This is a genomic window from Herbaspirillum sp. CAH-3 (assembly GCF_009668275.1).
Lineage (GTDB): Bacteria > Pseudomonadota > Gammaproteobacteria > Burkholderiales > Burkholderiaceae_D > Herbaspirillum > Herbaspirillum aquaticum.
In genome coordinates, this window is record NZ_VSWE01000013.1 from 47365 (window position 1) to 61484 (window position 14120).

Sequence of the window (14120 nt, forward strand, 5' to 3'; positions counted from 1 at the left end):
CGGCTCAGGTGTCCGGGAGGATTTCGGTCAACGACAGGATCGCCTGCGCCACTTCGGCGATGCGCCGGTTCTGGTTCATCGCATGCTTGCGCAGCAGGCGATAGGCGGCCTCTTCGTTGAGGCCCTGCTTCATCATCAGCACGCCCTTGGCGCGTTCGATGAGCTTGCGTTCTTCCAGGCTCTCGCGCACGGTGGCCAGTTCCTGGGTCAGGTTCTGCAGGCGCTCGGACTGGCTGCGCAAAATATCGACGATGGAGTGCGTCAGGTGCGGCCCGACGCCCGCGCGCAAGGAGTCCTCCGGCAGCGGCTCGCCATCCAGGCTGGAGAAGGCCGCCAGCGGGTCGCGCGCCTCCTCCTGGCTGAACAGCTGGGCCTGGTCGTCCAGGGCCTTCTGCAATTCGACGATCTTGTCCTGGCACTGCGACTGCACGTATTGCGCCAGGTGGATCTCCACCTGGTGCAGGCCATCCATGCGGGTCGAGCAGCACTGGTACCAGATATCGGCCAGCTCGGGATCCAGCGGCCGCCCGTGGGCGGTCAGCAGCTTGCGGCGCAGCCTTTCCAGGTCGGCCAGGGGCAGGGTGGCCTGCATGGCCGTCCATTCGTTGCGGAAACCTTCAGCGAAGGATTCGAAACGGCGCAAGGCCTGTTCCTGCATCTCGATCTGGGTTTCGATGGTCTGTTCCTGCTCGCGCGTGATCTTGCCCGTGACAAACGCGGCGGCGCCGGCGGCCCGTTCGCGGCCGGCAAATTCCTTGCCTTGCATCAGGTTGAACAACGCCACCAGCAGCCGCGAAATCTGCGGATCCACCGCCACGTCGGCGGCTTCGAACACCAGTGCCAGCAGGGCGCCCACGACCGTCTTGAAACGCTCGTAGCTCGCCGCCGGCGTGCAGGCCAGTGCGGCTACATCGGCACGCAGCTTGGGCAGTCCGTCCAGCGCGTGCAGGGCGAAGGCGATGCGGGTATAGAGACGGGCGCCGTTGGAGAGGGCGTTGTCGTGTTCGACCGATTCCAGCCAGGTCTCGCATTCGCCTTGTGCGGCCTGGCTGGCCGCCACGCGCTCCTGCCACACCTGGGCATCGCGCTCACCGTGCGAGCCGAGGTAGATGTTGGAGATGCCGCGTTCCTGCTGCAGGCAATGGATCAGCTTGCCGACGGTCAGCACCAGCTGGCAGGTGCGCGCCAGGCGTTGCAGTTCCTCCACTTCGCAGCGGCGGGCGGTGATCAGGTAGTTCAGGACTTGGCTCATGGCGGGCAGGGCAGAGAATCACGGGGGACTGGCCGCATCGCGAGCAAGATTCGTGCGATGCATGGACGCCCCGGATTGTAATGGAATCGCCCTGTCCGGCGCGTTTTCCCTAGCGCGCGATATACCACTCATAGCGGTGATTCCACGCCACGAACAGGTTCATGGTGATGGCACCGACCAGCGAATAGAACACGCGATCCATCGGCAGGAACAGCGCCGCCGTGGCAAACAGCGCCAGGTCGAAACCCATGAGCAGCCAGCCGGCCTTGAAGCCGGTGCGTTCCTGCACGTAGGTGGCCAGGATGCTCATGCCGCCGCAGCTGGCCTGGTGGCGGAACAGGCCGATCAGGCCGATGCCCACGCACAGCCCGGCCAGTACGGCGCCGACGGCGGGATCGAGGTGGCTGTAGCTGATGTAGTTGCCGGCCACGTTGGTCAGTACCGATACCGCCGTGACGGCTGCCAGCGTGCGCCAGGTGAAGGCGGCACCCATGCGCAGGGCGGCCAGCAGGTAGAAGGGCAGGTTGATGATCGTGAAGGCCATGCCGAAGCTGATCCCGGTGGCATAGGTCACCAGGAAGGCCACGCCGGCGATCTGGCCGATGATCAGGCCCAGGCTATGCAGCATGGACATGCCGAAGGCGATCATCACCACCCCGAAGAGCTGGCCCTGGAGATTGTCGATCCAGCTGTGGCGCACCGCTGGCACGGCCGGGGCACGCGCGGCCGGGGTGGACGCAATGGGGGTGGAAGGCGAGGAATCCGCAGTGGAAGTCGTCATGGCAATACCAATCATCAATCGTGGATAACGAACGCGTCACGTCAATGGCCAGGCCGGCGGGTAAGCCGGATCGGCCATCGGTGTGCGGCTGACTTGTGTCGTCGGCAGCCGCCGCAGGGGCGCATGGTAAAGGATTTGTTGCAGTGCGGCGATAGCCGGATGAAGCGGCGCGGCGTTGCTGCAACACTTCTCGGCAAGCAGGAAATGTGCCAGAGCCTTGGGCGGCAGGGGGCTGGTCCGTCAAGGTGGCGCGGGATCAGCGCGAGACCTGCGGGCCGCCTATTATCCTTAGAGATAACAGCCGCCCGAGACGCTTGTTGGTACTGTGTGCCATCATTCGGCTCATTCCAGAAACAATACAAAGATGCCCACCCCCATGATCCACGTCGTGGACGACGATGAAGGTCTGCGTGCGTCCCTCGTGTCCCTGCTTGAATCCTACGATTGGACCGTAGCGGCTTACGCCAGCGCCGATGAGTTCCTGCGCGCACGGCGGCCCGAAGGCCCCTGCTGCCTGATCCTCGACATCCAGATGCCCGGTGCCGACGGGCTGGATCTGCAGGCGGAGCTCAAACGCCTGGGCCAGGAGCACTCCATCATTTTCCTCACCGGCCACGGCACCATCCCGCTGACCGTCAAGGCCATGCGCGAAGGCGCGGTGGAATTCCTGACCAAGCCCTTTACCGAAGAACAGCTCATGCGCGCCGTCGAGATGGCCATGCACCGCGAGACGGCACGCATGAGCGAGCTGCAGGACAGCGCTGCGCTGCAGGCCCTCTACGACAAATTGACCCCGCGCGAAAAGGAAGTGTTCGCCCATGTCGCCACCGGTCGCATGAACAAGGTCATTGCGGGTGTGCTCAATGTCAGCGAGGTCACCATCAAGGTGCATCGCCGGCGCGTGATGGACAAATTCGGCATCCGCACCCTGGCCGACCTGGTGCGCATTGCCTCCCAGCTGGGCATCGAGTTGCCGCAGCGCTAGCGACCTTCTGCGAGATAAACATCGGCCGCGTGTGCCGGAACCGGTGCGGCTTGCTTAGAATGTCGGGGCAAGTCATTGCCGCCGTTACCTCTGCTTCGCTACCCGATTTCCGACCCGATCACGCCGATGCCCGATGCCGCCCGCAGCGCCCCTTTCGTCACCTCTCCGGAAACCTGCCGGATCTCATCCTGCGCAGCGCAACTGCTGGACAGCGATGAAGGCATCGACACACTATGGCTGAAGGACCCCGTCGGGGGTGATTCCTGGATCGCCCGTCGCGCTGCGCTGTCGCATGTCCAGGCGCACGCACGGCTGCAACGCGAGATGCGGTTCGGACGCAGGATCGCATCGGCCTGCCCGGACCAGGCCCCGCGAGCGGTGTGGGAGGGCGATGCGCTGATTCTGCTGTTTCCGGCCTCGGAGACGAATCCCTGTCTGCAAGCCGGACTTGCCCCCCTGCCGCTGGCGGACTTCCTGGTCATTGCCATTGCCTGTGCCCGCAAGCTGGGGCAATGGCATGCGGCCGGATTGCTCCATGGGGACCTGCGCACGGAACACATCTATCATGCGGCGGCAGGCGAGATGCTATTGGTCGGCGCCAGCGCGGGCGGTGAAGACGGATCGCTCATCGCGTCTTCCCGTGCCCTGCCTTATCAGCCCGCACAGCAGGGCCAGGCCGGTGTCTATCACGACCTGTACGCCCTGGGTCAGGTGTTTTTCCGCCTGCTGGCCGCTGCCGCGCCGTGGCCGGAGGAGCAGGTCAGCGACTGGCAGTACGTTCACAGCGCCATCGAGCCGCGCCCGCTGTCATCGCTGCGCAGCGATGTTCCGGCACCGCTGGAGCAACTGGTCGCACGTTTGCTGGCCAAGACGGCTGCTGCCTGCTATTCCTCCGCGACGGCCCTGCTGACGGATTTGCTGCGTTGCCAGCGCGAATACCTGGGCAGCGGCTTCATCACCCCCTTCGAGCTCGACGCCGCCGCTACCTTGGCCGCGCACCTCCGGTCAGAGCGCCTGCATGGCCGCGAACCGGAGCTGGACAAGTTGCAGCAGGCACTGGACCGGGTATGCGAGACGGGGGGCACGGAAGTTGTGATGATCGGCGGGCGCGGCGGCATCGGCAAATCGGCGCTGGCCCGCTGGCTGCTCAAGCGCGCGCACGAGTGCGGCGCCGCCGTCGGTGCCGGAAAATGCGATCAGCTCGGCAGCGCCATTCCCTATGCGGTGATCGCGCAGGCCGTGCACATGCTGGTGGTCGACGCACTTGGCCAGCAGCAGTCCGCAGTGGACGACCTGGCGGCGCGCTGGCAGGGCCTGGTCAGCGGCAATGCCGGCCTGGTCACCGGGCTGGTGCCGCAGGCGCGCCACCTGCTGGGTTCGTCTGCTCCGGCCTTGAGCATCCTCACCCCACAGGGCCGGATCCGTACCGAGCGCGCCCTGGTACGCAGCGTCGAGGCCTTCGCCCGAAGCGGCCAGCCCGTGGTGGTGTTGCTGGATGATCTGCATTGGGCCGATGAGGCCACGCTGTCCTTCCTCGATGAGTTCTTCGCCGATCCGCCTGCCAACGTCTTGCTGGTCGGCGCCTACCGCGATCATGAAGGAAGTTTCTCGCAGCGCTGCCAGCAGGCCCTGCATGCCCGGCGCCATAGCCGCTTGCGCCTGCTCGAACTGACGGTGGAACCGTTGTCGTCCAGCGCCTTCGGCGATATTGTCAACGACGCCCTGACGCAGTCCGGTGAGCAACTGGGCAGCCTGGTACAGGTGCTGCATGAAAAATCGGGCGGCAATCCTTATTTCGCCCGCCAGTTGCTCCAAAGCTGGATCGACGATGGCGCGCTGGAGCTGGTCGGTGGCGGCGAAGGCTGGCGATGGTTGGAAGAGAAGGGCCTGCTGGCGGGCCATGCCGAGCATGTGGTGGACCTGATGATCCAGCGCATCAGCCGCCTGCCCGGTCCTGCGCGCCTGGTACTTCAGCAATTCGGCTGCATCGGTATCCGCAGCGAGATGGTCTTGCTGGAACGCGCCTGCGGCCTGGAGGCTGCCGTATTCCTGGCAGCCATCGACCAGCTTTGCAGCAGCGGCATGATCGCACGCCACGGTGCGGCCTGCGTATTCCAGCATGACCGTGTGCTGGAGGCAGCTTATGCGCTGACCCCGCCCGAGGAAAAATCCGCAGCGCATGCGCGCGTGGCGCGCAGCATGCTCGCTTGCTGGGATGATGACGGGCAAGCACATGCCTACGAGATCGGCAACCAGATCGAGAAGATCGCCTTGGACGATCTGCTGGCCATCGAAAGGCCCGCCTTCGCCCGAATCCTGTTGCTGGCGGCGCGCCTGGCCCAGCAGGCCTCAGCGGTGGAGCGCGCGGCCGACTACGTACGCGCCGCACAGGCACTGATGGACCAGACCTGGTGGCAGGATCACCATGCGCTGGCCTACGAGGCCGCGCTCATCGAATGCGAGCTGCTGGTGGCCAAGGTATCCCTGGCACAGGCTGCCGAGCGCATCCAGGCGATGTTGCCGCGCGCCGTGTCCCCGATTGCGCGCGCGTCGGCGTATCGGCTTGAGGCGGTGCTGCACACCCTGCGCTCCGATTATGGACAGGCCATCGAGGCTTCGCTGACCGGATTGCGCATCCTCGGCATCGTGCTCCAGCGCGATCCTGACCGTCACCAGGTCCGGCAGGCCTTTGAGGATGCCATGCAGGCATTGGGAGGTCGTCCGATTGCCTCGCTGGCTGACTTGCCGTTGTGCCAGGATGAGGAGGTCTGCGCAGCCATGTCCTTGCTGTCGACCTTGATGTCTTCGGTGTTCTTTGCCGATGACCTCAGCTTCACCCACCTGGCCAAGCTGGTGGAACTGAGCTTGCGCCATGGTGTGACCGTCGATTCGCCCTATGGATTGGCCTGGTTCGGCGTCTTCAGCGCGCACCACTACGGCCTGTTCGAGGACGGTCATGCCTTCGGGCTGGCGGCCCTGGCCCTGGTGGATCAGCATGGTTACGAATCCGGCCGCATCGCTACCCTGGTGGCTCTGGATCAGATCGCGGCCTGGACCCAGCCGCTGGAAGTGGCGCTGGAATACGCCCAGCAGGCGCGGCAGCGCGGCATCTCCTGCGGTGATATCGGCATGGCCTGCTATGCCTGCAACCACATCGTTTCCGACATGCTGGCCATGGGCGAAGCCTTGCCGCTGGTGGACGAAGCTGCCGAGCAGGGACTGGCGCTGACGCGTTCCATCGGCTATCTCGATATCGAATTGCTGATCCTGTCGCAGCAGGAATTTGCCGTGCAACTGATGAAGGGGCCGCCGCCGGCTGAGCCGCAAGATGCACAGGCATGGCTGGCCCGCTGCGAAGACCGCGCCGCGCGTGCCGGCTCACTGGCCACGCGTTTCTGGATCTGGCTGTATGCCGGCATGCTGGCCGGTTACCGGCAGCAATGGGCGCTGGCGCATACGCTGCTGGAACGTTCGCTCACCTTTATCCGGGCCATTCCTGCGCACATCAATATTGCGGACTGTCATCTCTTCCACGCCCTGGCAGTGGCGCGCAGTCACGCATCCGGTGCCCAGGCGCAACAGGCGGTCATGACGCTGCTGCGCACGCAATGCGAGCGTTTCGCGGTGTGGGCCGGCACCAATCGCCATACCTTCCACAACAAGCTCCTGTTGCTGCAGGGAGAGCTGGCGCGCCTGGAGGGACAGCCCCTGCAGGCGCTGATGCATTTCGAGCAGTCTGCGCGCACCGCCCATGCGGCAGGTTTCCCGCACGAGCAGGCGCTGGCGCACGAACTGGCGGCCGAGCTGTGTCGCCGCCAGTCGCTGGACGTCGCCGCGGTCCAGCACGAACGCCTGGCCCGTGCCGCCTACCAGCGCTGGGGCGCCGCCAGCAAGGCCGCTGCCATCCGTGCTCAGGAGGTGGTAGTCGACGAGGCGTGGCTGCAAGGCGATACCGGCGCGCAGGCGCAAGCACAGCCGGGCACTGCCTGGCAGCTGGAGTTGCGCGCGGCCCAGGCGCTCTCGCGTGAATCCGTCAGGGAAAAGCTGGTGGAGACCATGATGGGCGAGTTCCTGCAACATGCTGCTGCCCAATATGGCGTGCTGGTGCGCATGACCCAGGCCGGGCCGATGATCGAGGCCTCCTCGCGACTGGTCGAGCAGCGCATCCAGACTTCGGTGGCCCTGGTGGAGCCCACCCAGGGCGTGATTCCCTTACCCTTGCTGAACCGGGTGATCCGTACCCGGCAGGCGGTCAGCCTGCATGATGCCCAGTCTGATGCGGTTTCCATGCGCCTGCAGCGGGAGGACGCGGCTGCCTTGCGTTCGGTGCTGTGCCTGCCGCTGCTGCGCGGGGGCGAACTGCTGGGGGTGCTTTATCTCGAAAACAACCTGGCGCCCGGCGTATTTCATGCCGCGCGCCTTACGCGCCTGGAATTGATGGCGCCGCAGATGGCGGTCGCCCTGGAATCGGCCCGGCTCTATGAGCAACTCATTGCCGAGAGCGATGCCCGTGGCGCAGCCGAACGCAGCCTGCATGCGGCCCGTACCGAACTGGTCGAGAATGCGCACCTGACCGTGCTGGCCAACCTGGCAGCGTCCATCGCCCATGAGATCAACCAGCCATTGGGTGCCATCGTGACCTCGGCCGAAGCCACGCTGCGTTGGCTCAACCGCGCCACACCCGATATCGAGCGCGCGCAGGATGGCTTGCAGCGGGTGCGCAAGGAGGGGCTGCGCGCGGCCGGGATCATCCGCGCCTTGCGTGGCCTGGCGCGGCAAGCGCCGGCAGAGCTGGACACCATCGACATGACCGAGCTGGTCTCGGAAGTGGCCGGTTTGCTGGCGGAGGACATCAGCGCCCGCGAGATCGATATCACGCTGGCATTGGAGCCGCGCCTGGCGGTCGAGGGAGACAAGGTGCAATTGCAGCAGGTGATCCTGAATTTGCTCAAGAATGCCAGCGAAGCCATGAGCGAACAGCCGCCCGGCCATCCGCGCAAGCTGGAGATCAGCACCCATGGGACCGGGCAGCAGGTGCAACTGCAGATTGCCGACAGTGGCCCAGGGCTCGGCGGCGAGCAGGCGGAAAGGATCTTCGAACCTTTCTACACCACCAAGGAGAGCGGACTGGGCATGGGCCTGGCGATCTGCCGCAGCATCAGCGAGGCGCATGGCGGAAGTCTTGCTGCGGGAAATCGTCCTGGCGGCGGGGCGCTGTTCGTGATGGCCCTGCCGTTGGCGCGTTCCCGCCCACCGGTATAGGCCAGCAGGGCCATGTGCGGCAAGTTATACCTAAGGTGAATGGCGAGTGCGGGCGAGGGCTTTATCATGAGGCATGAACGTGAAATCTGAATGGGCCGACGTCAAGATCATCGATTGCCGCGGCCCGCTGTGTGTCGTCGATGATGATGAATCAGTGCGCTGGTCGGTGACCACGTTGCTGCATTCGATGGACTTTGACGCGCACAGTTTTTCCGGAGGGAAAGAATTCCTGGAGTCGGAGTTCGTTGACACCTGCGTCTGCCTCATCAGTGATGTCAAGATGAAACGCATGTCCGGTTTCCAGCTCTACGAAGCCCTGACCGAGTCCGGCAAGAGTGTCCCGGTGATCTTCATTTCCGGGCATGCCGACGAGGCCATGCGCAGCAGTGCCATCGCCCTCGGTGCGCAAGCCTTGCTGGACAAGCCTTTCAGCGACGAAGCCCTGCTCGAACTGGTGGAGAAGGTACTGGCAGCGCGCGGCGCGGGGGGGCGCTGAAGTCGGCGATTCGTGTACCAGCCAGCAACAGGCGGGTGCTGAGGCTAGAATCGCCGGATGGAGAACCCGTCCCCAGACCCTGCCAGCTCGTTTGCCCTCCCACGGCGGGAATGGGTCGACCTGCGCCGTGATGATGAGAGTGGCATCGAGAGCATCAGCGCGCACTTTTCCGGCCATGCCTACGATCCGCATGCGCACGACGAGATGCTGGTCGGCGTCACCTTGCAGGGCGTGCAGCGCTTTCGCTGTGGACGCGCCTTGCATGTGAGCACGCCTGGCAAGTCCATCCTCATCGAACCGGGCGCCATCCATGACGGCCATGCGCCCCACGAGAGCGGTTTCACCTACGCCATGCTCTACCTCCCGCAGCCCTGGCTGGCCGCCATGGCCGAGCACCTGCAGTTGCCCGCCGTGTCGGGCTTTGCCGCCTTTGACCAGACCCTGCATGATGACGCCCCCCTGGCCCAGGCCATCCACCGCGCCTTCCTGGCCTTGCACCAGCGTGAAGGGCGGCTGGCGCGGGACGAGTCGCTGGACCGCATGCTGGTCTTGCTGGCGGGCAGGATCCGCGAACCCGGCAGGCAGCGCAGTGCCACCGCTTCTCCCGCGCTCCAACGGGCGCGCGAACTGATGCACGCGAAGCTGGCCGAGGACCTCAGCCTGGAGGACCTGGTGGCTTGTTCCGGTCTGGATCGTTTTCGCCTGACGCGCCAGTTCAGTGCGGCCTTCGGCAGTTCGCCCCATGCCTACCTGGTGCAACTGCGCCTGCGCGTCGCGCGCCGCCTGCTGGCCAGTGGTGCGGATCCGGCGCAGGCTGCGGCCGATACCGGGTTTGCCGACCAGAGCCACCTGGGTCGCTGGTTCCGGCGCGCCTACCGCATCACGCCGGCGGCCTATCGCCGTGCCTGCACAAACGTTCTAGCCGGGGGCTGAGGCGGTTTCCTAAGATGAGGCGGATCAAGAGTCCTCAAGGAAATCCGCATGTTCGATACCAAAATTGCCATCCTGGTGCGCAATGACCTGCCCATGTGGCAGCGCCTGAACGTCACCGCTTTCCTCGCCACCGGCATCGCCGCCGCTGCGCCGGAGTCGCTGGGCGCGCCCTACGTGGACGCCAGCGGCCAGCGTTATGCCAGCCTGTGCGGCCAGCCCATCCTGATCTTCGAGGCCGACCTCGCCGGACTGCAGGCAGCCCATCGCACCGGGCTGGCGCGCGAACTGACGATGGCCGCCTATGTGTTTCCCATGTTTGCCACCGGGCACGACGAAGCCAATCGACAGGTCTTCCTGGCAGAAGATGCGGACAACATGGACCTGGTAGGCATCGCCTTGCGCGGCCCGAGGAAGGGTGTGGAAAAGGCGACCAAGGGATTGATGCTGCACTCCTAACACGCCCGCAGCACTGAGGCCATCAGGCCATCAGAGCGCCATGCTCCACACCTTGGCATGTCGGCCCGCTCCGTAGTAATCCATCATCATCCCGTGGCCGTCATCGAAAAGATGGTCGTAGAAGCCCCAGCTGGCGCGATAGCGCGGACCGCTGTTGACCACCAGTTTGGTGGCCCCGGCCGCACGGCCCTCGTCGCAGGCGGCGTGCAGAAGCGCACGGCCAATGCCCCGTCCGTGCACGGCATCGCGATGCACGAAGACGTTGAGCAATTCGAGCGCGCTCCCTTGTCCGTGCGTATCCAGTGCGAGATGGCTGCTGATGCGCGCATCCGGACGGGACAGCGCCATGCAGCCCAGCGCGACGCCCTGCGCATCCCGGGCCACCAGATAGCTGCGGTAGCGAGCTTCGGCATCCGGCTCGCCGTTCATGCATTGCCGGATGGCGGCGATCTCGGTCTCGACCACGCTGCCATCGTGCAGGTCGCGGACATGCTGGCGCAGGATCGTATCGAGCGCGGGCAGGTCGGCCTGCTCCAGCCAACGTATGACGCAAGCTTCAGGTGCATGCGCTGCCGTGGCGTCTGCAGGCCGGGGATGCTCGTAATGGATGTCCCATTCTTCCTCGCCGACTTCTACGAAGCCGTGGCGCAGATAGAAGGCATTGGCGGGACTGTCGCGTAGTGCGGCCAGCCGTACGCTGCAGCCATGGCGGCGGGCATCGGCCAGGATGCGCCTGAGCACCTGCGCACCGAGGCCACCATGCTGGAAGTCCGGGTGGAGATACAGGTGACGCAGGCGCAGGGTATCTGTCTGTCGCTCCAGCGCAAAGAATCCGGCAGCCTGGCCCGCCTGCATGATGTGGAAAGTCGCTTCCGGCACGAAGCCGCTGGTGAAGCGTTCGCGCGCCCGTTGGGGATCGAAGCGCCCGACCTGTTCCAGGCTGGGACGCATGGCGGCGATACGCAGGGCGACCAGGTGGCCGAGATCCGAGCGAAGGGTTTGCCGGAACAGCGCCAGCGGAGCCGGGCGGGCGAGGGGAGGGCGGGTCATCGTGACGGACCGGGGCAGTTGCGTCGGCCAGCTGGTAACGGGGTTATCAGCATACGCGTGTTCGGGCCGGCGCACCTGAGCACAATAAACCGCTCCCCTGGTTCGTCCTGCTGTCATCCCCAAGACGAAAGGAATGCGCATGCCCAGCACGGCGAACCGGCAAGAGATCCAGGACATCAGGCAGGAAGCGCCCGCCGACGGCGCTTTCACGCGCATGCTCAAGAGATTCCTGCTGAAACAGGCCACCATCAGCTCGGTGGAAAGACTGGGCGCGCAATATGTGCGCATCCGTTTGCAGGGAGATGCTCTCAAGCATCAGACCTGGACACCAGGCGACAAGATACAGGTCAGCCTTGGCAGGGGTTTCGAGAATCGCACTTACACGCCGGTGTCCTAGGATTCGGCGCAAGGCTGTGCAGAATTCATCGTCTACCTGCACGGCGGGACAGCGACCTGTGCATTTTTTGACAGCGTCCAACCAGGAGCACCTTTGTCATTCATGGGGCCGCGCGGTTCGCTGGAGGTGAACCGATTGCAGCAGCCGCAGCTTTTCGGTGATGAAACCTGCCTCGGACTGGCCGCTGCGCTGGTTCAGGCGCAGCCGCATGCCGGGGCTGCATTGATCTTCGAGGTGGACGATATCGCGCAGACGAGTCAGGTCTTGCAAGCGCTCGGCCTGCGCGATGCGATGGTCGTACGGCGTCTATCGGGCGATGTGCATCTGGCGCAGGTCAGCGAAGCAATACTGCGTGCGGCCTTGCCCGATACGGATTTCATTCTCGTCGGACGCGCTGCGGCAATTCAGGCCATCAAGCGCCGTCTCAACGGCGCCGGAGTCAGTAACCGCAGCATCAAGGCCAAGGCCTATTGGGCAGCGGGAAAGCGAGGTCTGGATTGAGCAGCTCTGTGTTCGTTGCACGCAGAGCGGCGGACACCTTGCATCAGTCCAGCGAGGTCCCGCGAATGATCTTGATCAGCCTCAGCGCCGCCGGCGAGAGATAGGTATCGCGCCGGTAGCTCAATCCCATCCGGCGCAGCATGGTGGTTTCCTTCAAGACCACTTCGCGCAGGTGACCGCGCCCGGCCAGCAGGTTCAGCTTGGAGGCAAAGCCCAGCAGGTTGCTGCGCTCGATGAGCGGCATGATCATGTTCAGCACCGTCGGGGTGATCTGCACCGTGGGCCGGGACAGGTGATGGCGGTCGAACACGTTGTCCAGCCATTGCCGGCTCAATACCGATTGCGCAGGCAGCACCCATTGATACTCCAGCAGATGCCGCAGCCGGATCTTGCGGTCGAAGATGGGGTGATTGGGGCTGGCCATGACGACCATCTCGTCGCGCATGATCTCTTCGGTATGGAACAGCTCGTCATCCTGGATCATCGGCCCCAGCACCACATCCAGTTCCCCCGCCTTCAAGCCTTCCAGCAGGGCATCGTTCATCGATACCTTGAGATCGATCGTGACCTTCTCCGCCTCGGCCAGCAACTGCTGGCAGATACCCGGCAGGATGTGTTCGGCCAGGGTCGGGATGCAGCCCAGGCGGATGTTCCCTTCACGCCCGTGCGCATAGTCGCCGATCTCGCGCGCGGTCTCATCCATCATCAGGCTGATGCGCCGTGCGCGGTGCAGCAGGGCCTCGCCCACCGGGGTCAGGCGAATGCCGCGACCCACTCGTTCGAATAGCGGCGCCCCCAGTTGTTCTTCCAGGCGATCAATGCACTTGGTCAGCGCCGGCTGCGTCTTGAAGAGCCGCTCGGCCGCCCGCCCCACGTGCCCTTCCTCGGCAATGACGGCGAAATACTTGAGATCGCGGAAGTCCATGATTCATTCCTGGGAGTTATGAATAATAAAATAAAAGCAAATATACATTAAATATCCCCGCACGTAGACTGCCCTCCAAACAAGAACCCTCGCCCCTTGCGGCGACGACAACATGGAGACCAGCACGATGCAAAACCTGCCTTCCCGGCGCGCTTTCCTGCGGCGTAGTACGCAGATCGCGCTCGGCCTCGGCGCCGTCGCCCAGCTGCCGCTGGTGCTGGCGCAAACCGAGCCCTATGAACATTCTGCCGGCACGCAACGCGCCGCCAGCCGCCTGCCTGCCGACGCCTGTGATTGCCACATGCATATCTATGACCCGCGTTTCGCGTGGGCACCGGGAGCCAAGCTGCTGCATGCACCGGCTACCGTCCCCATGTATCGCCGCCTGCAGCAGCGCCTGGGCACGACGCGCAACGTCGTGGTGACACCCTCGGCCTACGGCGTGGACAACAGCTGCACCCTCGATGCGCTGGCGCAACTGGGCGCGACTGCCCGCGGCGTGGCGGTGGTCAATGACCAGGTCAGCGACGCCGAGCTGCAGCGCCTGCACCAGGCCGGCGTGCGTGGATTGCGCTTCAACCTGGCGCTGGGGGCGGTCACCACCGTGGAGATGATGGAGCCCCTGGCGCGCCGCGTGGCAGCGCTGGGCTGGCATCTCCAGGTCAACATGCCCAATGACGTGCTGCTGGCCAATCGCACGCTGCTCTCGGCATTGCCGGTGCCGCTGGTCTTCGATCACTTTGCGCGCATCCCGCTGCAGGCTGGTCCGGGACATCCGGTCTTCGATTTCGTGACCACACTGATGCGCCAGCAGCGTGCCAGCGTCAAGCTCTCCGGCGCCTACCTTTACAGCAAGCGCGGCGCGCCCGACTACGAGGACGTCGCGCCGCTGGCCCGCACCCTGGTGCAGACAGCGCCGTCGCAACTCGTGTGGGGCAGCGACTGGCCTCATCCGACCGAGCAGCACAAGCCCGATGATGCGCGCCTGCTCGATGTCATGACAACGTGGCTGGGGTCCGACGCGATGCTGCGCACCGTGCTGGTCGACAACCCCGCCCGCCTTTACCAATTCTGACGGAGAG

The 14120-nt window shown here is 64.9% G+C and carries 12 protein-coding genes; 8 read left to right on the forward strand and 4 right to left on the reverse strand.

Annotation, left to right across the window (positions count from 1 at the left end):
* Positions 1-4 precede the first annotated feature (4 nt).
* Entirely contained in the window at positions 5-1252 is a 1248-nt protein-coding gene (locus FYB76_RS17325; protein ID WP_088756561.1) for a nitrate regulatory protein, read from the reverse strand.
* 109 nt (positions 1253-1361) lie between these two features.
* Positions 1362-2033, reverse strand: coding sequence for a YitT family protein (locus FYB76_RS17330; RefSeq protein ID WP_229297010.1), 672 nt, complete (start codon positions 2031-2033; stop codon positions 1362-1364).
* Positions 2034-2397: 364 nt separating this feature from the next.
* On the opposite strand from FYB76_RS17330, the gene FYB76_RS17335 reads away from it, so the two are divergent.
* From FYB76_RS17335 to FYB76_RS17355, 5 genes are all read left to right on the forward strand, one after another.
* Positions 2398-3018 (forward strand): response regulator transcription factor, encoded by a 621-nt coding sequence (locus FYB76_RS17335; protein WP_154134421.1) that lies wholly within the window; start codon positions 2398-2400, stop codon positions 3016-3018.
* A gap of 126 nt (positions 3019-3144) precedes the next feature.
* Positions 3145-8280 carry an ATP-binding sensor histidine kinase gene (locus FYB76_RS17340; protein ID WP_154134422.1) on the forward strand — a complete coding sequence of 1712 codons (5136 nt, stop codon included), beginning with the start codon at positions 3145-3147 and terminating at the stop codon, positions 8278-8280.
* A 73-nt stretch (positions 8281-8353) separates the two neighbouring features.
* Positions 8354-8776 carry a response regulator transcription factor gene (locus FYB76_RS17345; protein ID WP_088756557.1) on the forward strand — a complete coding sequence of 141 codons (423 nt, stop codon included), beginning with the start codon at positions 8354-8356 and terminating at the stop codon, positions 8774-8776.
* Positions 8777-8833: 57 nt separating this feature from the next.
* Positions 8834-9709 (forward strand): AraC family transcriptional regulator, encoded by an 876-nt coding sequence (locus tag FYB76_RS17350; RefSeq protein WP_154134423.1) that lies wholly within the window; start codon positions 8834-8836, stop codon positions 9707-9709.
* A gap of 48 nt (positions 9710-9757) precedes the next feature.
* Entirely contained in the window at positions 9758-10165 is a 408-nt protein-coding gene (locus FYB76_RS17355; protein WP_154134424.1) for a DUF2000 family protein, read from the forward strand.
* Between the two features lie 30 nt (positions 10166-10195).
* Here FYB76_RS17355 and FYB76_RS17360 read toward each other — a convergent pair whose 3' ends face one another.
* Positions 10196-11215 carry a GNAT family N-acetyltransferase gene (locus tag FYB76_RS17360; RefSeq protein WP_154134425.1) on the reverse strand — a complete coding sequence of 340 codons (1020 nt, stop codon included), beginning with the start codon at positions 11213-11215 and terminating at the stop codon, positions 10196-10198.
* A 139-nt stretch (positions 11216-11354) separates the two neighbouring features.
* On the opposite strand from FYB76_RS17360, the gene FYB76_RS17365 reads away from it, so the two are divergent.
* Together FYB76_RS17365 and FYB76_RS17370 are read left to right on the forward strand one after the other, a co-directional pair.
* Positions 11355-11612 carry a hypothetical protein gene (locus FYB76_RS17365; RefSeq protein WP_154134426.1) on the forward strand — a complete coding sequence of 86 codons (258 nt, stop codon included), beginning with the start codon at positions 11355-11357 and terminating at the stop codon, positions 11610-11612.
* A 102-nt stretch (positions 11613-11714) separates the two neighbouring features.
* Entirely contained in the window at positions 11715-12113 is a 399-nt protein-coding gene (locus tag FYB76_RS17370; protein WP_229297014.1) for an SIP domain-containing protein, read from the forward strand.
* Between the two features lie 43 nt (positions 12114-12156).
* On the opposite strand, the gene FYB76_RS17375 is transcribed toward FYB76_RS17370, so the two are convergent.
* Positions 12157-13038 (reverse strand): LysR family transcriptional regulator, encoded by an 882-nt coding sequence (locus tag FYB76_RS17375; RefSeq protein WP_088756554.1) that lies wholly within the window; start codon positions 13036-13038, stop codon positions 12157-12159.
* A 127-nt stretch (positions 13039-13165) separates the two neighbouring features.
* On the opposite strand from FYB76_RS17375, the gene FYB76_RS17380 reads away from it, so the two are divergent.
* Positions 13166-14113: an amidohydrolase gene (locus FYB76_RS17380; protein ID WP_154134428.1), complete on the forward strand. Its 948-nt coding sequence runs from the start codon at positions 13166-13168 to the stop codon at positions 14111-14113.
* The last annotated feature ends 7 nt before the right edge of the window (positions 14114-14120 follow it).